The sequence below is a fragment of the Devosia sp. UYZn731 genome, from assembly GCF_040546795.1.
Classification (GTDB): domain Bacteria; phylum Pseudomonadota; class Alphaproteobacteria; order Rhizobiales; family Devosiaceae; genus Devosia.
On sequence record NZ_JBEPOL010000008.1, the window covers coordinates 186,689 to 207,214 of the forward strand.

Sequence of the window (20,526 nt, forward strand, 5' to 3'; positions counted from 1 at the left end):
CGAGGATGAAATGGCTAGCAAGCACGAACCACTGCCCGCAATGATCAACGAAAGCGCGATGGACTACGCCGAACACCAGCGGACCTATGATGGGTTCGTGTCCCTGGTGAAGTATGGCGTCCTGAGCCTGGCGATCCTGGTGATCGGGCTGTATTTTGCCATCATCGGCGCACAGCCGGTGTTGGGCGTGGTGCTGATCCTGGCGTCGGTCGTGGTACCAGCTGTGCTGGCCATGCTGTCGCGCAAATAGAGTTTGGCCGCGCCTCGGCGCGGTGAAACTCGACTGCCCAGGTGGCGCATCAGCCCATTGATGAAGTTTGACCGCATGCCGCGCACCCGTTCGGGCGCGCCGGCTGCCGGAGGAGAAACGGCATGAAAATCGCAATCGTCCGCGAGCGCGTCGAGGGAGAAAACCGCGTCGCGGCTACTCCCGAAACCGTGGGCAAGCTGATCGCTCTGGGCGCCAGCGTCTCGATCGAAGCGGGGGCCGGGCTGGGCGCGCGCATCCCTGATGCGGATTATGCGGCAGCGGGCGCCAGCGTGGCGACGACCGCCGCCGCAGCGCTCAAGGATGCCGAAATCGTTCTTACGGTGCGCCGTCCGACGGCGGCGAGCCTGAATGGCGTCGCCAAGGGCGCGCTGCTGATCGGCGCGCTGGACCCCTATGGCAATGACGTTGAACTGGCAGCATTGGCCAAGGCCGGCGTGACCGCCGTCTCCATGGAATTTATGCCGCGCATTACCCGCGCCCAGGTGATGGATATCCTGTCCTCGCAGGCAAATCTGGCCGGCTATCAGGGCGTCATCGATGCGGCGGCGGAATTTGACCGCGCTTTCCCAATGATGATGACTGCTGCCGGTACGGTTCGTCCCGCCAAGGTGTTTGTGATGGGCGCCGGCGTTGCCGGGCTGCAGGCCATCGCCACCGCCAAGCGGCTGGGCGCTGTCGTGTCCGCCACTGACGTGCGTCCGGCGGCCAAGGAGCAGGTCGAGTCGCTCGGCGGCAAGTTCGTCGCCGTCGAGGACGAGGAATTCAAGCAGGCCGAAACCGCTGGCGGTTACGCCAAGCAGATGAGCGCCGAATACCAGGCCAAGCAGGCCGAGCTGACCGCCAGCCACATCGCCAAGCAGGATATTGTCATCACCACCGCGCTGATTCCGGGGCGCCCCGCGCCGCGGCTGATCACCAAGGCGATGGTGGAATCCATGGCACCGGGCTCGATCATCGTCGATCTAGCGGCGGAACGCGGTGGTAATGTCGAATTGACCGTGCCGGGCAAGATCATCGAGCACAACAGCGTCAAGGTCATTGGCTACACCAATGTGCAGGGTCGCATCCCGACGACGGCAAGCCAGCTCTATGCGCGGAACCTCCTTGCGTTCGTCACCACGTTGATCGATGCCAAGACCAAGGTTCTGGCGATCAACTGGGATGACGAGCTGGTCAAGGCGACGGTGCTGACGCGCGACGGCGCGGTGGTGCATCCGCAGTTTGCGGCGGCTGTTGCCGCCCCGGTTGTCGACGCTAAGCCGGCTGCCGTCGCCAAGGCCGCGCCGAAAAAGCCGGTTGCATCCACCAAGGCCGAGCCGCAAGCCGCTCCGGTCAAGACCGGCGCGGTCAGCGCGGCTCCCGCCAAGAAGACACCTGCCAACAAGGCTGCCGCAAAACCGGCAGTCGTCGTTCCAGCTATGGCCGATGCGCCCAAGAAGGCTGCGCCGGGTGTGGAACAGTCCGTGCCGGCCGCTGCCGAGGCTATTGCGCCGGTCGCGCCCAAGGCAAAGCCTGCCGCCAAGAAGGTCGCAGTCGTAACCGAGGCGGCAGGGGCCGCGCCGGTCGCCAAAAAGCCCGCGGCCAAGAAGCCGGCCGCACCGAAAAAGCCCGCAACCCCAGCCAAGGATGCCGAGTAAATGGAAGCCATCGATCCCTTCACCTTCCGGCTCGCCATTTTCGTGCTGGCGATTTTCGTGGGCTATTTCGTGGTCTGGTCGGTCACCCCGGCGCTGCATACCCCGCTGATGAGCGTGACCAACGCCATCTCCTCGGTGATCGTGGTGGGTGCATTGCTCGCCGTCGGCGTGCAACTGGCGGCTGATGGCAACTGGGTCTCCAAGGCGTTCGGCTTCATCGCCCTGGTGTTCGCCAGCGTCAATATCTTCGGCGGGTTCCTCGTCACCCAGCGCATGCTGGCAATGTACAAGAAGAAGGGCTAACCGCCATGATCAACGCGGATATCGCCGCCCTTCTCTATCTGGTCTCGGGCGTGCTGTTCATCCTGGCGCTGCGCGGGCTCTCCAATCCTCGCTCGGCCCAGCAGGGCAATCGCTTCGGCATGATCGGCATGGGCATTGCCATCCTGACCACGCTGGCGCTGGCGGCTCCCGTCGACGTTGTCAGCTGGGTGCTGATCATTGGCGGGCTGGCGCTTGGCGGCGGCATCGGCGCCTATATGGCCCGCACGGTCAAGATGACCGACATGCCACAGCTGGTGGCGGCGTTTCACTCGCTGGTGGGTCTGGCCGCGGTGTTCGTGGCGGCGGCAGCGCTTTATGCGCCTGAAGCCTTCGGCATCGGCGAAGTGGGCGCGATCCATGCGCAGGCACTGGTCGAAATGTCCATTGGCGTGGCGATCGGCGCCTTCACCTTTACCGGCTCGATCATCGCCTTCGCCAAGCTCAACGGCAATATGAGCGGCAAGCCAATCATCCTGCCGGCGCGTCATGCCATCCATATCGTGCTTGGCGTGGCCCTGCTGGTGCTGGTCTATCTGCTGACCACCACGGGCAATCCGGTTTATTTCTGGCTGATCACCGTGCTGGCGCTGGTTCTGGGCGGGCTGATGATCATCCCGATCGGCGGCGCGGACATGCCGGTGGTCGTCTCCATGCTCAATTCCTATTCGGGTTGGGCGGCGGCCGGCATCGGCTTCACGCTGGGCAATACCGCGCTGATCATCACCGGCGCGCTGGTGGGGTCCTCGGGTGCGATCCTCTCCTACATCATGTGCAAGGCCATGAACCGCAGCTTCATCTCGGTGATCCTGGGTGGCTTCGGTGGCGATAGCGGCGCGGCCGCCGACAAGGGCGAAGACAATCGCCCCGTCAAGCAGGGCGCGGCCGACGACGCCGCCTTCCTGATGAAAAATGCCAGCAAGGTCATCATCGTGCCGGGTTACGGCATGGCCGTGGCGCAGGCCCAGCACGCGCTGCGCGAGATGGCCGACCTGCTCAAGAAGGAAGGCGTCACTGTCAAATACGCCATTCATCCGGTGGCGGGCCGTATGCCGGGGCACATGAACGTGCTGCTGGCCGAAGCCAACGTGCCTTATGACGAAGTGTTCGAGCTGGAAGACATCAATTCGGAGTTCGCCCAGTCCGACGTGGCTTTCGTCATCGGCGCCAATGACGTGACCAACCCGGCCGCCAAGACCGACAAGACCTCGCCAATCTATGGCATGCCCGTTCTCAACGTCGAGGATGCCGGCACGGTGCTGTTCATCAAGCGCGGCATGGCGGCGGGTTATGCGGGCGTGCAGAACGAGCTGTTCTACCGGGACAACACCATGATGCTGTTCGGCGACGCCAAGAAGATGACCGAGGAAATCGTGAAGGCTTTAGGACATTGATCCCACTCCTCTGAAAAGGCCCGCTTCGGCGGGCCTTTTATTTTTTGGATCAGGTGTGGGAACTCCCCCAAGCTATCCTGTCCACGGTGCCGTCCCGCGGACTTGATCCGCGGGTCTCCAGTCGCATTCGCGGTGGGGAGAGTGGCCCGCGGGTCAAGCCCGCGGGAAGGTCGGTGGATGGTGGAGCGGGTGTCCGCGGAGGCCTTGAGGGCGGAGACTGAGCCAGCTTCCACGCTTGTTTCAGGAGCGATGCGACAGGATGTTGATCACATTGCCAAACGGGTCGCGGACGTAGAAGCGGCGGACGCCCCAGGGTTCGTCGGTGATCGCGTAGACGATGTCGAGGCCGAGTGACGTGGCGCGGTCGTGGATGGCGTCGACGTCATCGACCTCGATCGAGAGGACTGGCAAAGCGGTGCCGGAGCCGCCTTGGCTGGCGATGCTGAGTTCGGGCTTTGCCATGATGGGAGAGGCGAAAGTGAGGATCCAGCCTTGGTCCATGACGAGGTCCAGTTCCAGAAAATCCCGATAGAACTTCTGCGCAGCCTTGGGATCGGCGGCGGCGAGATTGGGAACGATACGACGAACGGCCATTGGCGCTTCCTTGGCCTAATAATGTGGCGGGGGCGGTTCGGTTCGTGGGTCGGCGATGTTGCTGACGGCGCGGGCCTGTTCGTCGAGCAGGTTCACCTTGCGGCTGAGCGCGTCGATCACGGCCCATTGGGCGGTGATGGTGGCGTTCAGTTCTTCGATGGTTTCATCCTGATAGGCGAAGCGGGTTTCCAGCGCGTCGAGCCGGTCGGCGAGGGGGTCGGGATCGCTCATCGGCAATGCTCCTTGCGGGTGATTTCGGGCCATCCATAGGCCGCCGGGGGGCGTGGCGCAATTGAGACGCTCGCGGCGGGATGTTGACGTATAGGGAACCCTTTGGGTGCCGCAGCCATTGGTTAGCCGGAACAACCAGCGGCGGGAGCCGAAAATGGCGACCACTTGGACCACTGATAATCACGACCTGGCAATCGCCCACACCGATGTGCGGGGCGTCGTTACACTGGGCCTCAGCGCCGCCCTACCCATGGCGGCCTATTTTGCTGCGGACATGCTTGGCGATGCATTCGGCATCCTGCCGGTGGTCACGCCCCCGTTGGGCCTGCCGGAATGGAGCGTAGCGGCGGCAATGATGCTGACCCTGCCGATGTGGGGCGTGGCGCGGTGGCTCGTGGGACAGCGTGGTCCTGCAGGGCGTACCGCCAGTCGCTGGATCGTCGCGCTGATCGCTGGCGTTATTCTGCTGCCATTCGCCTTAAGCGTCGCCAATCCCTTCATGACCGGTCTCCTGCCTATGCTGGTGCTGCTGACCGGTGTTGTGGCGGTCATGCGCGCATCGGCCCTGTCGGGCGGCGCCGCGCTGCTGCTGGCGCCGGGCCTCGTGTGGTTTGGGTTGGGCTCGCTGATCGGCTTCACCACGCTGGCGGGTGGCTGGTCACCGCCCTTTGCGCTGGTCGACCACAACAAACACTAGAGCTTGTCGCGTTTCCGAACCAGAAAACCGCTTACACTTTTCCTGGAAACGCTCAAATCCGCCATTCTCGTAGTTACCTTGGCGTGCGTCCTTGCGGCGCACGCCCTTTCGCGCCATCTGAGGACACCATAGGTTCGCCTGCGCGAAAGGATTTACCCTTGTCCAAGACTCTCAAGATCGACGTGTTCACCGATGTCGTCTGCCCGTGGTGCCTGGTGGGCTCGGCGCGGCTGGACAAGGCCCTGGCCGATCTGCCGGATGATATCGAGGTGATCGTAGAGAACCACCCATTCTATCTCGATGCGTCCACCCCACCGGAGGGCGTGGTCGTGGCCGACATGCTGCGCGAAAAATACGGCAAGGAGCCCAAGGAAATGTGGGAGCGTGTCGAGAGCGAGGCCAAGAAGGCCGGGCTCGACCTCGACCTGTCCCAGCAACCGCGCATGTTCCCCACCGCCAAGGCGCATACCATCACGCGGCTGGCCAAGCCGCTGGGGGTGCAGCATGAACTGGCCAATGCGATTGCCGAGGCGTATTTCCTGCAGCATCGCCAGATCAACGACGACAATGTATTGGCCGATCTGGCGGTGGAGTTCGGCTTCGATCGCGGCGATGCCATGGACGCCATGAACGACGCAAACGAGCTGGCCATTACCGAGCAGTTGGCGGTGCAGGCCGCCGAACAAGGCATTCGCGGCGTGCCGTTTTTCGTCTTCAACGAGAAATATGCCCTGAGCGGCGCGCAGCCGCAGGAGGTCTTCGAGAAGGCCATTGCCCAGACGCTGGAAGAAGCTTGAGTGAAAATTGTCCGTCGGATCGTCGTTGCGCTGATCGTCCTTGTCGTGCTGGGTTATGGCGGTGTCGTGGGTGGCATGTATGTGTTGCAGCGCAGTCTACAATATGACGACCTGAAAGGTCCGGTCACGGCGCTGGCGGATACCGAGATCGTGGGCGCCCAGGATGTGGCGATCCCGGTCAAGGGCAGCGTGATCAACGGCTGGTATGAGGCGCCCAAGGTCGGCAAGCCGCTGATCGTCTATTACAAGGGCAATTCGGGCAGTTTCTCTCGCGAGCACGAGCGCTTCGCCACCTGGGCACAGGCTGGCTACGGGTTCCTGGCCTTCGACTATCGCGGCTTTCCCGCTTCGCCGGGTAGCGTCACCCAGCAGGGGATACTCGAGGATGCCCTGGCGGCGTTCGACTGGGGCGCGGCCAAGGGCGCTCCAGTGGTGATCTGGGGGCGGTCGCTCGGCTCGGGGCCCGCCACCTATGTGGCGAGCCTGCGCGATGCCGATGCCCTGCTGCTGGAGACGCCGTTCCTGTCAGCGGTCCATGTGGCGGCGGAGCGCTATCCCTATCTGCCGGTCTATTGGGTGATGCAGGACCAGTTCCCAGTCGATACCTGGATCAAGGGCGTAACGGAGCCGGTGCTGATCGCCCATGGCACGGCCGATACCACGATTGACGTGTCCAACGGCAAGCAGCTCTACGAACTGGTGCGGCATCAGGACGAGTTGTGGATCGTGCCCGGCGGCACCCATGGCGATCTGTGGGATCGTGGGCTGTGGCATCAGGCGGAGCCGTTCTTCGAACGCTCCGAGGCTGCGGCGCAAAAGTGACGTTGGAGAAATGCCTATGGTCATGAAGATGGTAGTCGTCGTGGCGCTGGCGCTGCTTGTGGGCGCGGGCAATGCTCTGGCCGCCCCGATTGTCCTCGCCATCAAAGACGCATCGGTGGGGACCGATATATTTGGCGGGCAGCCGACAGTCGTGGTCGAGCTGGAGGCAGATGCCCAGCGTACATTCGCCAAGCTAACCGCGCGGCATGTCGGGGAAACCCTCGATTTGCTTATCGATGGCACAGTGGTGTCATCGCCGGTCATCCAGACAGTGATTCCCGGCCCCTCAGTGGTCATCAGCGGCGATTTCACCGCCAGCGAAGTCGTCGCATTGGCACGCCGTATTTCGAGTGGCCAGGCCGTGGTCTCGGTCGAACTGGCTTCGGAATAACCGGCACAAACAAAAACGCCGTCCCGAAGGACGGCGTTCTCAAACTTGTTCGCTAACCTTAGAAGGAAGCGGGACGCTCGGGGCGCGGGGCACCAGCGCTCGGAGCGCCTGGACGCGGGCTCTGGCCGGGACGTGGAGCAGCGGCTGGAGCGGGCAGGCCACTCTCACGCTGGGCGCGCTTGCGAGCCAGCTTACGGGCGCGACGAACGGCCTCGGCCTTCTGGCGAGCCTTCTTTTCAGAGGGCTTCTCATAGTAATTGCGCAGCTTCATCTCGCGGAAGACGCCTTCGCGCTGCAGCTTCTTCTTGAGCGCGCGCAGCGCCTGATCAACGTTATTATCGCGAACGACTACTTGCAAAGGTCAACCGCCCTTTCGAAGCTTGGTCAATGTGTTTGGATGATAGCGCCGGGCCAAATAAACCCCGCGCCGACCAGCAGAGCCAGTCACCGTGGGCCGCTCTATAGCCCAAGGGTTGGGGCTTGTCCACTGTGAGTCAGGATAAAACGCCAATTTCCTGGCGTCTGGCTTGCCTGGCTGTGGATAGAGGAGGCACAAGGTCCTCCACCTTTAACACGGAGACCCATCATGGCCCAAGAGCTTGTCCTGCTGCCCGGACTGCTCTGCGACGCCCGGCTGTGGCGCGACGCGATCGCCCCGCTGGGCACGGGCGTTCGCCCAATGATTGCCGATCTGAGCCAGGACGACAGCATAGCGGCGATGGCGGCGCGGACGCTGGCAGTGGCGCCGGCCCGATTCGCACTGGCCGGGCTGTCGATGGGTGGCTATGTGGCGCTGGAAATCATGCGGCAGGCGCCCGAGCGTGTCACCCACCTAGCCCTGCTGGATACCACGGCCCAGCAGGATGACGAGGCGCGGCGGGCCAAGCGTCGCGCGGGTATCGAGAGCATCAAGCTGGGGCGGTTCATCGGCGTATCAACCGCGCTGCTGGAGAGCCTGGTGGCGCCGCAGCGGCTGGGAACGCCCCTGGCGGCCGAGGTGCAGGCCATGTCGGAGCGGGTGGGGCAGGAGGCCTATATTCGCCAGCAGACTGCGATCATGGAGCGGATAGATTCTCGGCCAGGACTGGACAAGATCAAGGTGCCGACATTGGTGGGCGTCGGCGAGTTGGATATCCTGACGCCGCCGACACTATCGCAGGAGATCGCAGCGGGGATTGCTGGGGCGGAGCTGGTGACGTTTGCGGGTAGTGGGCATTTGTCGACGATGGAGGCGCCAGAGACGGTCGCCAAGGCGCTGCGGGTGTGGTTGGGGCGGTAGCGCGATCTTTCACCTCTCCATTCGGGGGAGAGGTCGGCGCACAGCGCCGGGTGATGGGGCCTTTGCCGGGTGTAGCGCGAGGAGAAGGCCCCCTCACCCGACCGAAGAGGTCGACCTCTTCCCCCAAGGGAGAGGTGAAGAAAGGCGGTTCAGTCTTTTCGTACGATGCGATTGATATGCCCCATTTTTCGGCCGGGGCGGACGTCGGTCTTGCCGTAGAGATGGGGTTGGGTGTTGCCGTCGAGGCCCGTAGGGACGATGGCGACTTCGTCGCCGATCAGATTTTCCATCACCGCATCGGCCAGACGCGCGGGATCGCCCAGCGGCCAGCCGAGGATGGCGCGGATGTGCTGTTCGAACTGGTCGGTGAGGCAGACGGCCTCGGTCCAGTGGCCGGAATTGTGGACGCGGGGGGCGATTTCGTTGACCAAGAGGGTTGGGCGCTCGCCGGGAACGACGAAGAATTCGACGCCCAGCACGCCGACATAATCGAGCGCCACGACGATAACCTTGGCGAGCATGGCGGCATGCTTTTCGAGGCCGGGGGAGATGGCGGCGGGCACGGTGCTGGTGAACAGGATGTGGTGGCGGTGAACGTTCTCGGCGGCGTCGAAGCTTTTGACTTCACCGGAAAGGCTTCGCGCCACGACGACGGAGATTTCCTTTTCAAACGGCACGAAGGCCTCTAGCACCAGCGGCTTGGGCTCAAGCTCGGCAAAGGCCGCTGCCGCCTCGGTGCGCTCGCGGATGACGCGCTGGCCCTTGCCGTCATAGCCCAGGCGGGTCGTCTTCAGAACCGCCGGCAGGCCAAGGGCGTCGATGGCGGCTTCCAGGTCAGCCAGGCTCTCCACGGCGCGATGGGGCGCTACGGGGATGTTCTTGGAGGCGAGGAAGGCCTTTTCGGCCAGGCGATCCTGGGAGATGGCCAGCGCATTGGCGCCGGGGCGCAGCGGTTTGCGGGCCGCGAGAAATTCGGCGGTCTTGGCCGGTACGTTCTCGAACTCGTAGGTGATGACGTCGACCGCGTCGGCGAAGGCGGCCAGCGCCACTTCATCGTCATAGGCTGCGACGGTCTTGTGCGGCGTGACTTCGAAGGCGGGGCTATGGGCATCGGGGCAATAGATATGGGTGCGCATGCCCAGCTTGCTGGCAGCGAGCGACAGCATGCGGCCAAGCTGGCCCCCGCCGAGGATGCCGATCATGGTACCGGGGGGCAGCGAAGATATATCGGGCACGGTCTACTCGGTGTCGGTCGGAAACAGGGGGACGGCGGCGGTTTGCTGGGCGCGGTATGCGTCGAGGCGATCGGCCAAGTCCTCATCGCCAAGCGCCAGGATAGCGGCGGCGAGGAGGGCGGCGTTGATGGCGCCCGGTTGGCCGATGGCCAGAGTGCCCACCGGAATACCGCCGGGCATCTGCACGATCGACAGCAGGCTATCCTGGCCGGACAGGGCCTTGGACTGCACCGGCACGCCCAGCACGGGCAGGGGGGTCATGGCGGCGATCATGCCCGGCAGGTGGGCCGCGCCGCCGGCTCCGGCAATGATGACCTTGAACTCTTCGTCGCGGGCGCCGGTGGCAAATTCGACCAGGCGCTCGGGCGTGCGGTGCGCAGAAACGATGCGCGCCTCATATTCGATTTCGAGGGTTTCCAGGGTTTCGGCGGCGAAGCGCATGGTGGGCCAGTCGGACTGGCTGCCCATGACGATGGCGACGCTAGGCTTGGTGAGCATTGATTCCCCCGACCCCTCTGCAAAGCGGGCATTTAGCCCCATTGTCGCCACAACTCAAGCGCGGGCGGCATCAAGCGATGATATCGGGAATGAGAATATTCTCGAGCTGGACGATGCGATCCTTGAGCGCAAGCTTACGCTTCTTGAGGCGCTGGATCAGCATCCGGTCGGCCACCTGCGACTCGGTCAGCGTGTGAATAGCGGCGTCGAGATCGGCGTGTTCCTGCCGTTTGGTGGCAAGTTCGAGGCCGAAGCCGGCTTCTTGTTCTCTGGTCAGTTCAAGCATCGTCTTGGCGTGTCCCGAGGTCCAGAACCTCACACTTGGTTAACCGATCACGGACCCATTTGCACCAGAATTTCCACTGCCGCACGAACACGGTCGACAAGTCGTGAATTATTTGTGACGATGGGTGCGTCCACCAAGCTTAAGGAGTTGTTATGACGACTGAAGGCCACATCGCGGCGCTCGAACGGCGCCATCTGGAGCTTGACCGCCAAATCCAATCGGAACTGCAGAATACCCGCTACGACGATCTGATGGTCACCGCGCTCAAGCGCAAAAAGCTCGAAGTGAAGGACGAACTCTCAAAATACTCCGGCGCCAACGCGCTGTAAGCGTCTAAAGTTTCCCCAGTTGGGAAAGGGTCACGACACTTGTCGCGGCCCTTTTTTAATGACCATTAGCAAATGCACCTGGGCGGCCGTCTGACGCGGTTTGTCTGCGCTCCGGTGCTCACGTACCGAACGTACGCTCCGCTCCGGTGCTCGACAAACCACGTCAGTCGACTCGCCCAGCCACATTTTCAAACGGTCATGCGGTGCCCTAACCTGACCAGCTAGCCTGCCAGCGTGCCCGCGAAGAAGACGCCTTGAGCGCCGTCCCAGATCAGCTTGAGGGCGAGGAAAAACACCAGCACATAGGCGATCTGGTAGAAGTATTTGGCCGAGATGCGGCGCACCAGATAGATGCCGAGCAGCACGCCGATGATGCCGATGGGGATCAGCGCGGCGGACAATTCCAGGTTGTGCACAGAGAGCTGGCCGAGGAAGAAATACGGGATCAGCTTGGCGGTGTTGACGATGCCGAAGAACACAGCGGTGGTGCCCGAATAGAGCGCGGGCGCCAGGCGCTGGGGCAGCACATAAATCTGGAATGGCGGGCCACCGGTGTGGGAGACGAAGCTGGTAAACCCCGAGAAGCCGCCCCAGAACACGCCCCATGGCGTCGACGGCGGCAGGCCTTCCAGCTTCTTGCGCAGGGGCAGCATGGCGTCGAGCACGAATAGCAGCGTCACGATGCCGACGAAGAGCAGCACCGCCGCGTCGGAAACGAAGGACCACAGGACCCAGCCGATAATGGTGCCGATGGCGGCGCCCGGCAGCATGACCTTGAGGATGTTCCAGGAGAATCCCTTGCGGTAGGCGTAGACCGCGATGCAATCCATGGCCAGCAGCACCGGCAGCATCATGCCGGCGGCTTCGCGGGCGGGCATGACCAAAGTCAGCAGCGGCACCCCCACGACCCCCAGACTGCCGAGCAGGCCGGATTTGGACAGCCCGACGAGCAGAACCGCGATCGAAGCGACCGCGACGAAATAGGGATCGAACATGGGAAAGGACGCCGGGAAAGAGGTGGGCTAGTCAGAGTCCGTCGTCGGCGATTTGTCAACCGGCCGCTGGGGATCGGGCAGGGTATCGGCCGCCATGGCGGCGTTGAGCAGGCCCATCGACTGGCGCACCAGCCCCACATAGGCGTCCTGGTCATTGCGCACGGCAAAACTGTCATGCAGCAGCTTGTTGTCATGCGCCTCGAAGGTCTTGGCCAGCTCCAGCGCCTTGTCGGGCTCGTAACCCAGTTGAGCCAGCACCTTGGCGCCCAGGCTGATGGCGGAGAGGAAGGTTTCGCGCTCGAAGACCTCGACGCCCAGTTCCATCAGTTCATGGGCATGGCCGCGATCGATGGCGCGGGCGGCGATGGTGACGTCGGGGAAATTGCGGCGGATATTGCGGGCGATGGTCAGGATGCGATCACGGCCACCCACGGTGATGACCACGAGTTCAGCGTCCTTGACGCCGGCGGCATGCAGCAGATCGAGCCGTGAGGCGTCGCCGTAGAACACCTTGACGCCGAATTTGCGCACCAGGTCGATCTGGGCCGGATCGTCATCGATCAGGGTCATTTCAAAGCCCTGGGCACGCAACAGGCGGGTGACGATCTGCCCGAACCGGCCATAGCCGAGCACGACGATCTTTTGCTGCTCGTCGATATCGTCGGTCTGGCGTTTGTCGTGGCGAGCATCGAGCTGAGGGGCAACCAGCCGGTCGAAGGCCAGCAGCAGCAGGGGCGTCAGCGCCATGGAGGTGGCGATGGCTACCGACAGCAGATCGTATTCGACGCCTTCGAAGGCGTTCGAGGTCTGGGCGAATTGCAGGATGACGAAGGCGAATTCACCGGCCTGGCTGAGCAGAATGGCCAGCAGCAGCCGATCGGCCAGGTGCATGCGGAACACCGTGGCCAGCCCGAACAGCACCATGAACTTGACGCCCACGAAGCCGGCCACCAGCGCCAACAGGCGCAGCGGCTCGGTGAACATGATCGAGAAGGCAATCGACATGCCTACCGAGATGAAGAACAGGCCGAGCAACAGGCCCTTGAACGGCTCCAGATTGCTTTCCAGCTCGTGGCGATATTCGCTATCGGCCAGCAGCACGCCGCCGATAAAGGCACCGAGCGCCGGCGACAGCCCGACATATTGGGTGAGGAGCGCGGCGCCGATGACCAGCGCCAGTCCCAGAGCGGTGAATGCCTCGCGCACGCCGGTGCGGGCCACATAGCCCAGTAGTGGGCGCACCAGAAAGCGGCCGGCGATGATGGCGGCGATGAAAACGCCGATCAGGGTGAGAGGGGTCAGCCAATCGATCGGGTTATCGAGCGCGTCGACCGCGTCGGTGAGGTCAACGCCCACGCTGGCATTGATGCCTGAGGTCGCCAGGATCGGAATGGCCGCCAGGATGGGAATGACCGCCACATCCTGCACGAGGAGGATCGCGAGGCTGGCTCTTCCGGTATCGGTCTTAGTGATATCGCGCTGCTCGACCGTCTGCATGGCAATGGCCGTGGAGGACATGGCCAGCGCCAGGCCGATGACGATCGCAGCATTCCAATGGATGCCGGCGAAGTGGATGATCACCGCCAGCAGCACCGCAGTCAGCACCAATTGGGTGACGCCCAGGCCGAGCACCTTGTGGCGCATGCGCCAGATTTCGGACGGTTGCAGCTCTAGTCCGATGAGAAACAGCATCATGACGATGCCGAATTCGGAGGCGTGGCGCAGGGTCTCGGTATCGGAAACGAGGCGGAGCCCGTAGGGCCCGATCAAAACGCCGGCGGCGAGATAGCCGAGGACAGTACCCAGGCCCAGGGCCTTGAAGAGAGGCACCAGGGCGACGCTGGCCGCCAGCAGTACGAAGATGGCCAGCAGGAGGTTATTTTCCAGATTATCCTCCCGCCGGCTCTATTTTCGTGGGTCGTCTTAGTTGTCGGTATCGCTCTTGAGCGATTTGAGGCGAGCGAACACGGAGTCCGCATCGAACTCGTCCTGACGCTCGGGGCCGTGATCGGCGCCGGTGCCGAAATCGGGGGCGTTCTCGTCGCTGTGGCCGCGGGCGCCCGAGCGGGACATTGCCTCTTCGGCCGTCATCAGCGTCGTGCCTTCATCCATCTCATCGGGCCCAACGGCGCCCTTGGAGGCGCGCTTGACCTCGAGATCGAGATCGATCTGGCTGCACAGGCCCAGGGTCACTGGGTCCATGGCGGCCAGATTGGCGGCGTTCCAATGGGTGGATTCACGCACCGAGTCGATGGTCGACTTGGTGGTGCCGACCAGACGCATGATCTGAGCGTCCTTGAGTTCGGGATGGTTCCGAACCAGCCACTTGATGGCATTAGGGCGCTCGTTGCGGCGCGAAATCGGGGTATAGCGCGGACCCTTGCGCTTGGCAGCGGCAACGCGAACCTTGGGCTCGAGCAGCGTGAGCCGATATTTCGGGTCCTTCTCGGCCTTTTCGATTTCTTCGCGCGTCAACTGGCCGTTCTGGATCGGGTTCACGCCCATGATGCCGCCGGCGACGTCGCCATCGGCAATGCCTTGCACTTCCAGCGGATGCAGGGTGCAGAACGCGGCGATCTGTTCGAACGACAACGCGGTGTTGTCGACCAGCCAGACGGCGGTCGCCTTGGGCATCAACAAGGGCTGGGACATGGTAAAACTCTCCTGCAGGCGCGGCCGGTCTTCCTCCGGGCCGCTCCGCCTCTTTGCGTACTGCTGAGGGGGAACGCGCTTAATATATGGGTTTGGTCGTTAAACTGCAATGACAATGTCGCTGCAATCATGCGCCAAAAGCCGGGTTGCTCCGGCCATGAGGCGGGTTAAGCTGACGATAGAAGGCAGGAGGCTGGAATGGACGAGGACGCGATCAGGAAGCCCAGGGGCCATGAAGTGGGCATGGTGCTCGACGCGATGTCGGTCGAGGAATTGGAAGAACGCATCGCCTTGCTGGAGGGTGAAATCGCTCGGCTGCAAGCGGCGATTGCAGCCCGCAACAAGACCCGGAACGATGCTGACGCCCTATTCAAGTTTTAGGTCCAGTCAGCCATGGTTTGTGGGGACTTGTTCGGCAGGACTAAGAAATTGCGGTCTGTTAACGTGCAGTTAACAACTTTGGGTTAACTTGAATTCATTCAGATTCTTCTGGATTTTTCAGAGCGATTTCTCCCTCTGTTTGACGCCTCCCTGTTAACTTCGAGAGCGGTTCTTACCGCTCTTTTTTTGTTTTCTGCTTTCTCAAATCCTTGATCTTAAAGCTCTTTTCAGGCTGTTCTGTGGACAGAGGTGACGGGGGAACCTTTTTTGCCTAAACTGCTTGCAGATGCAGGAGGACGCGTGGCGGACATCGGCGACAAAGCACAGGCAATTGCCATCGGTCCGCGCATCGTGGCGTCGGGCGGATTTGATCTGCTGTATCGCGAGGGGATGACGCTAATCGAGGAGGTCGCCTCCTATCTGGATGGCCATGGCCGCGCCGATAGCCGGATCTTGCCGCGTGACGCTTCGTTCCTCTACGCCACCGAATCCATGCGCCTGACCACGCGGCTGATGCAGCTGGCTTCCTGGCTGCTGTTGCAGCGTGCGGTCAACGAAGGCGAAATCACCCCCGAAAATGCCCGCTCCGAAAAGGAGAAGGTCAAGTTTTCCGCCACCCCATCCGAGCGCGGCGGGCCGGGATATGAGCACCTGCCGGAAGTCTTGCGCGAGTTCATCGTCAAGGGCGACCGCCTGTTCGATAAGGTGATGCAGTTCGACACCCTGGAACGCGGCACAATGACGATCGGTGATACGGGCACGGCCAACGGTGTGGTTGACCAATTGGCACGACTGAAGGCGGCTTTCGGGCGCGCCGACTAAGCTACTTCCCATGCGTCCCCTCCCACCGTGGTGTCCCCGGACTTGATCGGGGGATCGTTCTTAGCGCGTGCCAGATTGGCAGAGGCCCGCGGATCAAGTCCGCGGGAAGGGCCGGTGGATGGGCATGCAAGGCTGGCTGAAGTGCAGGGGCGGCCAGATCCGAAAACAGCCACCGATTTTGCATGCCGCCGCCAAAGAGAATGAAACGGAGGCTATTCTGCGCTCCTTTTCGGCGGTGGGGATAACGGGCAACAAAAAACCCGGCACAATGGCCGGGCTTTCCTATTCTTTGATAGGCCGGCTTTAAATGCCGAGGCCCTTGAAGCGTTCCTTGAAGCGCGAAACGCGGCCGCCGCGATCGAGCAGCTGGCCCGTGCCGCCGGTCCAGGCCGGGTGGGTCTTGGGATCGATATCGAGCTGAAGGGTATCGCCTTCCTTGCCGTAGGTCGACTTGGTCTGATACTTGGTGCCGTCGGTCATTACCACGTTGACGAGGTGGTAGTCCGGGTGGATATCGCTCTTCATGATCGCCTCAAATGCAACGGGCGCCAGCAGGCGCCCTGAAAGCCAAACAGGTGTTGGCCGCTTCATAGCGAAAGCGTGACCAATCTGCAAGGGCTGTGGGCGAGCTAATATGTCTCGGGACAAAGCGGTTGCGGCGGGTTTGGGCAGTCCTTATGTAGGCGGAACAGTCGGCAACGCCTGCGCGTGCCGCTTCCTTGTGGATAGCAAACTCTGCCATGACCGATCAGGCCGTTCCGCTGCCAGCCGATGCCAAAGCGCCCGTAACCAGGATTGCGACGCCGCCCAAGCTGCGCCCGCTGACGCGGCTGCTGCCGTTTATCCTGGCCTATCCGTGGCGCCTGGCGCTGACAATCCTGTTCCTGTTGATCTCGACAATCGCCTCGCTGGCCATTCCGGCCATGCTGGGCGGCGTTGTGGACCAGGGCTTTGTCGAGAAGAACCTGCAGAGCGTGGCCAATTACGGCTATCTGATCGTCGGCATCGCGGCGATCATGGGCGTGGCCAGTGGCGCGCGGTTTTATTTCATCTCGGTGCTGGGTGAACGCGTGCTGGCGGATCTGCGCCAGGCGGTGTTCGTGCACCTGCTGGGGCTTGATGCGCGCTATTTCGACACCCATCGAGTGGGGGAGTTGACCAGCCGGCTCAACGGCGACGTCGCGGTGATCCGCGGCGCCGTCGGCTCCAGCGGCTCGCTGGCGCTGCGCTCGCTGGTGACCATCGTGGGCGCCCTGATCATGATGCTGCTGACCAGCCCGGTGCTGACCGTGGCGGTCGTTATCGCTGCGCCGGCGATCCTGCTGCCGCTGGTCACGTTCTCGCGCCGGCTGCGCGGCATGTCGCGCCGCACGCAAGACGCGCTGGCGGACCTGTCCGCCATGGCCACCGAAATGCTGGGGGCGACTCGCACGGTCAAGTCGTTCACCCAGGAAAAGGTGCAGTCGCGCGTCTATAATGAACGCAGCGAGGCGAGCTACCAGGCCGAGGTCAAACGCCTGTTCGCCCGCTCGGCGCTGGTTGCCATGGTGATCTTCCTCGGCACGTCGGCCATCGTGTTCCTCGTCTGGTGGGGCGCCCGTTCGGTGTTCGAGGGCACTGTGACAGCCGGGCAGTTGGCGCAGTTTTTGATCTATGCGCTGATGGCTTCGGGCGCGCTGACCAATGTCAGCGAAGTGCTGGGCACGCTGCAATCGGTCGCCGGCTCGACCGAGCGGCTGGTGGAAATTCTCGACACCGAGCCGCAGATCGAAGTCGCCGCCAATCCGGTGCCGATGCCGGTGCCGCCGTTGGGCACGGTGGCGTTCGAGCATGTCGATTTCACCTATGGGGCCGAGAGCGGCGAACTGGTGCTGAAGCAGCTCAATTTTGCCGTGGCCAAGGGGCAGACGGTGGCGCTGGTGGGCGCTTCGGGCTCGGGCAAGTCGACGACGCTGTCGCTGTTGCAACGGTTTTATGATGTCACGGGCGGCGCCATAAAGGTCGATGGGCTCGATGTCCGCGAGGTGTCGCCGTTCGAACTGCGACAGCGGTTCGCCTATGTGGAGCAGGAGCCGACGATTTTTGCCGGCACCATCGCCGAGAATATCCGCTTCGGCAAACCCGATGCCAGCGATGAAGACGTCGAGGCCGCAGCAAAGGCGGCGCTGGTGCATGATTTCGTCATGGACCTGCCGCTGGGCTATGGGGCCATCGTGGGCGAGCGCGGGGTCATGCTGTCGGGCGGGCAGAAGCAGCGGCTGGCGATTGCACGGGCGATCCTCAAGAACGCCCCGATCCTGCTGCTCGACGAAGCCACTAGTGCGCTCGACGCGCAGAGCGAGCGGCTGGTGCAGACGGCGCTGGAGCATCTGATGCGCGGCCGTACCACGCTGGTCATCGCCCATCGGCTGGCGACCATCCGCGATGCCGATACGATCCTGGTGCTGGATGGCGGACGGATCATCGACCAGGGCACGCATGACCAATTGGTCAGCAAGGGCGGTCGCTATGCGGAACTGGCAAAATTGCAGTTCCGGCATGAGATCGAGGGGTAGTCTGCCTTCTCACCTCTCCCTTTGGGGGAGAGGTCGGCGTGCAGCGCCGGGTGAGGGGGCCTTCCCCACGTATTGCGCCCGGTAAAGGCGCCCTCACCCGACCCAAGAGGGTCGACCTCTCCCCCAAGGGAGAGGTGAGAGACCTCCTCACCCCTCGGTCAGCTTGAACTCGATCCTTCGGTTGCGGCGGTAGGCTTCCTCGGTGTCGCCCGGATCGAGAGGGGTGAACTCGCCGAAGCCGGCGGCGATCAGGCGGTTGGGGGAGACGCCTTTGCTGACCAGATATTTGGCCACCGAGATGGCGCGCGAGGCGGAGAGTTCCCAGTTGGAGGGGAACTGGGCGTTGGAGATGGGGCGCTTGTCGGTGTGGCCGTCGATGCGGAGGACCCAGTTGATATCGGGCGGAATCTCGGTTTCGAGCTGCAGGATGGCATCGGCGAGGGCGTCGAGATCGGCGGTGCCCGAAGGTTGGACGGTGGCCTGGCCGGGGTCGAACAGCACTTCGGACTGGAACACGAAGCGGTCGCCGACGATGCGCACATCGGCGCGGCCTTCGAGAATCTTGCGCAGCCGGCCGAAGAAGTCGGAGCGGTAGCGCGACAGGTCCTGCACGCGCTGGGCCAAAGCCAGGTTCAGGCGCTTGCCGAGATCGGCGATCTGGGTGCGCGATTCCGTATCGCGGGATTCGGAGGCATCGAGGGCCTGTTCCAAGGCGCCGATCTGGGTGCGCAGCGCCGCCAATTGCTGGTTGAGCAGGGCGACCTGGGCATTGGCCTCATCGGACATATCCTGGGCTTGGGACAGCTCGGCATTGAGGCCCGCTATTGTCTCGTCCTTGCCGGCAAGACCGGTGCCGATGCCGGCAAGCTGGCCGGTGAGATCGGTGTTTTCGGCGGCCGTGGTGGCCAGGGTCGCCTGGAGGTTGGCGATTTGCGAATTCAGGTCGTCGGCATTGCCGCGTTCGAGCTGGAGCAGGTCGGTCAGTTCGGCGATCTGGCTGTTGAGGCGCGAAAGTGCGGTGTCCTTGCCCTGGATTTCGGTATTGAGGAAGAACTGTGTCACCATGAAGAGCGACAGCAGGAAGATGATGACGAGCAAAAGGCTCGACAGGGCGTCGACGAAGCCGGGCCAGTAATTGGCCTCGATCCTGCGGCGCGAACGGGCTCCGGGCATGGCCTAATTCCGCCGATCGGTGTCGTCTTGCGCCAGCATGGCCTCGATCAGGTCGCGCAGCTTGCGGTTGGTTTCGCCCTGCTCGACGATGTGGGTGCGCAAGTCGTCCTGCTCGGTGCGGATATGCTTGACCAGCCCATCAATGCCGCGCGCCAGCTCGGCCATGGCGCGAATGGCGTTCTGGGAGGAATTCTGGTTCTGCATGGTATTGCCGAGGCGATCGATCATGGCCTGCATGTCGGCGCCCTGCATGCCCAGGCCATTGGCCTGCATGGCGGTGACGGGGTGGTCGAGCTCGGTCATCGAGGTCATCCAGTCCTCGAGATCGGTGTAGAAGGCGTTCTGCGCCTGGCTGGTCTGCAGGTCCAAAAAGCCCAGCACCAGCGAGCCGGCAAGGCCGAACAGCGAGGATGAGAAGGCGGTGCCCATGCCTTCGAGCGGGGCGGTCAGGCCGTTCTTGAGATTGGCGAACAGCGAGGCGGTGTCGCCGCTGGTGACGTCCAGCGCATTGATGACGCCGGCGACCGAAGTCACGGTCTGCAACAGTCCGTAAAACGTGCCCATGAGGCCAAGGAACACCAGGAGGCCCGTGAGATAGCGCGAGGTATCCTTAGCTTCGTCGAGGCGATTGCCGACCGAATCCAGAATGGAGCGCATCGAGGACGGGGTGATGATCGCCTCGCCGATGCGCTCACGCAGCAGGCCCGCGACGGGCGCCAACAGGATCGGCGGACGCACGGTGGTGGCGCTGCCGTCCTGCAGGGAATTGACCCATTTAACCTCGGGAAACAGCCGGTAAATCTGGCGGAAACTGAGGAAAATGCCGGTGAACAGAGTGAAGAAGATCAGCGAATTGATGAACGGGTTGGCCCAGAAGAAGGTCAGGACCGTGCTCGCCAGGATCGCACCGACCAGACCGACGATGATCAAGAAGATCAATATCTTGATGAGGTAAACCGTGGGGCTGGCAAGATGATAGGGATCGTAGCCTTGCGTCATCGGTGTAGGGCCCTGGTCCATGCTCGGCAAATCAATGCTGGGGAGAGTAGTCAGAGCAGATGGGTGTGACAATCGGAAAGGTTAACGGGCAAGCGCGAGCGCCGCACAGTCTGGTGACCTGCGGGTAGGGGAGACTGCGGCATGCGGCGAGACGTGCCTCATGGTTT

The 20,526-nt window shown here is 62.9% G+C and carries 26 protein-coding genes; 14 read left to right on the forward strand and 12 right to left on the reverse strand.

Features of this window, described 5'->3' with window-relative positions; translation table 11 throughout:
- Positions 1-10 precede the first annotated feature (10 nt).
- From ABIB57_RS20000 to ABIB57_RS20015, 4 genes are all read left to right on the forward strand, one after another.
- A complete protein-coding gene (locus ABIB57_RS20000) occupies positions 11-250 on the forward strand; it encodes an aa3-type cytochrome c oxidase subunit IV (RefSeq protein WP_354043014.1) in 240 nt (79 codons plus the stop codon).
- Positions 251-372: 122 nt separating this feature from the next.
- The gene (locus ABIB57_RS20005) at positions 373-1,908 is read left to right on the forward strand and encodes a Re/Si-specific NAD(P)(+) transhydrogenase subunit alpha (RefSeq protein WP_354043015.1); all 1,536 of its coding nucleotides are present in this window, start codon (positions 373-375) and stop codon (positions 1,906-1,908) included.
- On the forward strand, positions 1,909-2,211 hold the full coding sequence (locus ABIB57_RS20010; protein WP_299722266.1) for a proton-translocating transhydrogenase family protein: 303 nt from the start codon (positions 1,909-1,911) through the stop codon (positions 2,209-2,211).
- A gap of 8 nt (positions 2,212-2,219) precedes the next feature.
- Positions 2,220-3,623, forward strand: a complete 1,404-nt coding sequence (locus ABIB57_RS20015) for an NAD(P)(+) transhydrogenase (Re/Si-specific) subunit beta (protein WP_354043157.1) — start codon at positions 2,220-2,222, stop codon at positions 3,621-3,623.
- A gap of 240 nt (positions 3,624-3,863) precedes the next feature.
- On the opposite strand, the gene ABIB57_RS20020 is transcribed toward ABIB57_RS20015, so the two are convergent.
- A complete protein-coding gene (locus tag ABIB57_RS20020; RefSeq protein ID WP_354043016.1) occupies positions 3,864-4,217 on the reverse strand; it encodes a VOC family protein in 354 nt (117 codons plus the stop codon).
- Between the two features lie 15 nt (positions 4,218-4,232).
- Positions 4,233-4,448: a SlyX family protein gene (locus ABIB57_RS20025; protein WP_354043017.1), complete on the reverse strand. Its 216-nt coding sequence runs from the start codon at positions 4,446-4,448 to the stop codon at positions 4,233-4,235.
- 154 nt (positions 4,449-4,602) lie between these two features.
- Between ABIB57_RS20025 and ABIB57_RS20030 the strand changes: the two genes are divergently transcribed.
- The 4 genes from ABIB57_RS20030 to ABIB57_RS20045 all read left to right on the forward strand — a co-directional run bounded on the left by ABIB57_RS20030 (position 4,603) and on the right by ABIB57_RS20045 (position 7,155).
- Positions 4,603-5,145 carry a hypothetical protein gene (locus tag ABIB57_RS20030; protein ID WP_354043018.1) on the forward strand — a complete coding sequence of 181 codons (543 nt, stop codon included), beginning with the start codon at positions 4,603-4,605 and terminating at the stop codon, positions 5,143-5,145.
- A gap of 158 nt (positions 5,146-5,303) precedes the next feature.
- Positions 5,304-5,942, forward strand: coding sequence for a DsbA family oxidoreductase (locus ABIB57_RS20035; protein WP_354043019.1), 639 nt, complete (start codon positions 5,304-5,306; stop codon positions 5,940-5,942).
- Positions 5,943-6,764, forward strand: a complete 822-nt coding sequence (locus ABIB57_RS20040) for an alpha/beta hydrolase (protein WP_354043020.1) — start codon at positions 5,943-5,945, stop codon at positions 6,762-6,764.
- 16 nt (positions 6,765-6,780) lie between these two features.
- Entirely contained in the window at positions 6,781-7,155 is a 375-nt protein-coding gene (locus tag ABIB57_RS20045; RefSeq protein WP_354043021.1) for a SecDF P1 head subdomain-containing protein, read from the forward strand.
- Between the two features lie 58 nt (positions 7,156-7,213).
- On the opposite strand, the gene rpsU is transcribed toward ABIB57_RS20045, so the two are convergent.
- Positions 7,214-7,513 (reverse strand): 30S ribosomal protein S21, encoded by a 300-nt coding sequence (rpsU, locus tag ABIB57_RS20050; RefSeq protein ID WP_299722245.1) that lies wholly within the window; start codon positions 7,511-7,513, stop codon positions 7,214-7,216.
- 228 nt (positions 7,514-7,741) lie between these two features.
- Between rpsU and ABIB57_RS20055 the strand changes: the two genes are divergently transcribed.
- The gene (locus tag ABIB57_RS20055; RefSeq protein WP_354043022.1) at positions 7,742-8,434 is read left to right on the forward strand and encodes an alpha/beta fold hydrolase; all 693 of its coding nucleotides are present in this window, start codon (positions 7,742-7,744) and stop codon (positions 8,432-8,434) included.
- 149 nt (positions 8,435-8,583) lie between these two features.
- Here the strand turns inward: ABIB57_RS20055 and ABIB57_RS20060 are convergent, their stop codons facing one another.
- From ABIB57_RS20060 to ABIB57_RS20070, 3 genes are all read right to left on the reverse strand, one after another.
- Positions 8,584-9,669, reverse strand: a complete 1,086-nt coding sequence (locus ABIB57_RS20060) for a 5-(carboxyamino)imidazole ribonucleotide synthase (RefSeq protein ID WP_354043023.1) — start codon at positions 9,667-9,669, stop codon at positions 8,584-8,586.
- Between the two features lie 3 nt (positions 9,670-9,672).
- Positions 9,673-10,167, reverse strand: a complete 495-nt coding sequence (purE, locus tag ABIB57_RS20065) for a 5-(carboxyamino)imidazole ribonucleotide mutase (RefSeq protein WP_354043024.1) — start codon at positions 10,165-10,167, stop codon at positions 9,673-9,675.
- Between the two features lie 70 nt (positions 10,168-10,237).
- The gene (locus ABIB57_RS20070; protein ID WP_299722234.1) at positions 10,238-10,453 is read right to left on the reverse strand and encodes a YdcH family protein; all 216 of its coding nucleotides are present in this window, start codon (positions 10,451-10,453) and stop codon (positions 10,238-10,240) included.
- Positions 10,454-10,605: 152 nt separating this feature from the next.
- Between ABIB57_RS20070 and ABIB57_RS20075 the strand changes: the two genes are divergently transcribed.
- Positions 10,606-10,782, forward strand: coding sequence for a YdcH family protein (locus ABIB57_RS20075; RefSeq protein WP_299722231.1), 177 nt, complete (start codon positions 10,606-10,608; stop codon positions 10,780-10,782).
- A gap of 221 nt (positions 10,783-11,003) precedes the next feature.
- Here ABIB57_RS20075 and ABIB57_RS20080 read toward each other — a convergent pair whose 3' ends face one another.
- From ABIB57_RS20080 to ABIB57_RS20090, 3 genes are read right to left on the reverse strand one after another with little or no spacing between them, the layout of a single operon-like run.
- A complete protein-coding gene (locus ABIB57_RS20080) occupies positions 11,004-11,777 on the reverse strand; it encodes a sulfite exporter TauE/SafE family protein (protein ID WP_354043025.1) in 774 nt (257 codons plus the stop codon).
- A gap of 27 nt (positions 11,778-11,804) precedes the next feature.
- Positions 11,805-13,664 (reverse strand): monovalent cation:proton antiporter-2 (CPA2) family protein, encoded by a 1,860-nt coding sequence (locus ABIB57_RS20085; RefSeq protein ID WP_354043158.1) that lies wholly within the window; start codon positions 13,662-13,664, stop codon positions 11,805-11,807.
- A gap of 36 nt (positions 13,665-13,700) precedes the next feature.
- A complete protein-coding gene (locus ABIB57_RS20090) occupies positions 13,701-14,429 on the reverse strand; it encodes a DUF1013 domain-containing protein (protein ID WP_354043026.1) in 729 nt (242 codons plus the stop codon).
- Between the two features lie 198 nt (positions 14,430-14,627).
- Between ABIB57_RS20090 and ABIB57_RS20095 the strand changes: the two genes are divergently transcribed.
- The 3 genes from ABIB57_RS20095 (at position 14,628) to ABIB57_RS20105 (ending at position 15,939) form a co-directional block, all read left to right on the forward strand.
- Entirely contained in the window at positions 14,628-14,810 is a 183-nt protein-coding gene (locus ABIB57_RS20095) for a DUF1192 domain-containing protein (RefSeq protein WP_354043027.1), read from the forward strand.
- Between the two features lie 300 nt (positions 14,811-15,110).
- Positions 15,111-15,632 carry a protease adaptor protein RcdA gene (rcdA, locus tag ABIB57_RS20100; RefSeq protein WP_354043028.1) on the forward strand — a complete coding sequence of 174 codons (522 nt, stop codon included), beginning with the start codon at positions 15,111-15,113 and terminating at the stop codon, positions 15,630-15,632.
- 124 nt (positions 15,633-15,756) lie between these two features.
- A complete protein-coding gene (locus ABIB57_RS20105; protein WP_354043029.1) occupies positions 15,757-15,939 on the forward strand; it encodes a hypothetical protein in 183 nt (60 codons plus the stop codon).
- Here ABIB57_RS20105 and rpmE read toward each other — a convergent pair.
- Positions 15,936-16,157: a 50S ribosomal protein L31 gene (gene rpmE / locus ABIB57_RS20110; protein WP_299722216.1), complete on the reverse strand. Its 222-nt coding sequence runs from the start codon at positions 16,155-16,157 to the stop codon at positions 15,936-15,938. The two genes, ABIB57_RS20105 and rpmE, sit on opposite strands and share 4 nt — an antisense overlap.
- A gap of 215 nt (positions 16,158-16,372) precedes the next feature.
- On the opposite strand from rpmE, the gene ABIB57_RS20115 reads away from it, so the two are divergent.
- The gene (locus ABIB57_RS20115) at positions 16,373-18,187 is read left to right on the forward strand and encodes an ABC transporter ATP-binding protein (protein WP_354043030.1); all 1,815 of its coding nucleotides are present in this window, start codon (positions 16,373-16,375) and stop codon (positions 18,185-18,187) included.
- Positions 18,188-18,334: 147 nt separating this feature from the next.
- Here the strand turns inward: ABIB57_RS20115 and ABIB57_RS20120 are convergent, their stop codons facing one another.
- Positions 18,335-19,360 (reverse strand): peptidoglycan -binding protein, encoded by a 1,026-nt coding sequence (locus tag ABIB57_RS20120; RefSeq protein WP_354043031.1) that lies wholly within the window; start codon positions 19,358-19,360, stop codon positions 18,335-18,337.
- A gap of 3 nt (positions 19,361-19,363) precedes the next feature.
- The gene (locus tag ABIB57_RS20125) at positions 19,364-20,359 is read right to left on the reverse strand and encodes a flagellar motor protein MotA (RefSeq protein ID WP_354043032.1); all 996 of its coding nucleotides are present in this window, start codon (positions 20,357-20,359) and stop codon (positions 19,364-19,366) included.
- Positions 20,360-20,526 lie beyond the last annotated feature (167 nt).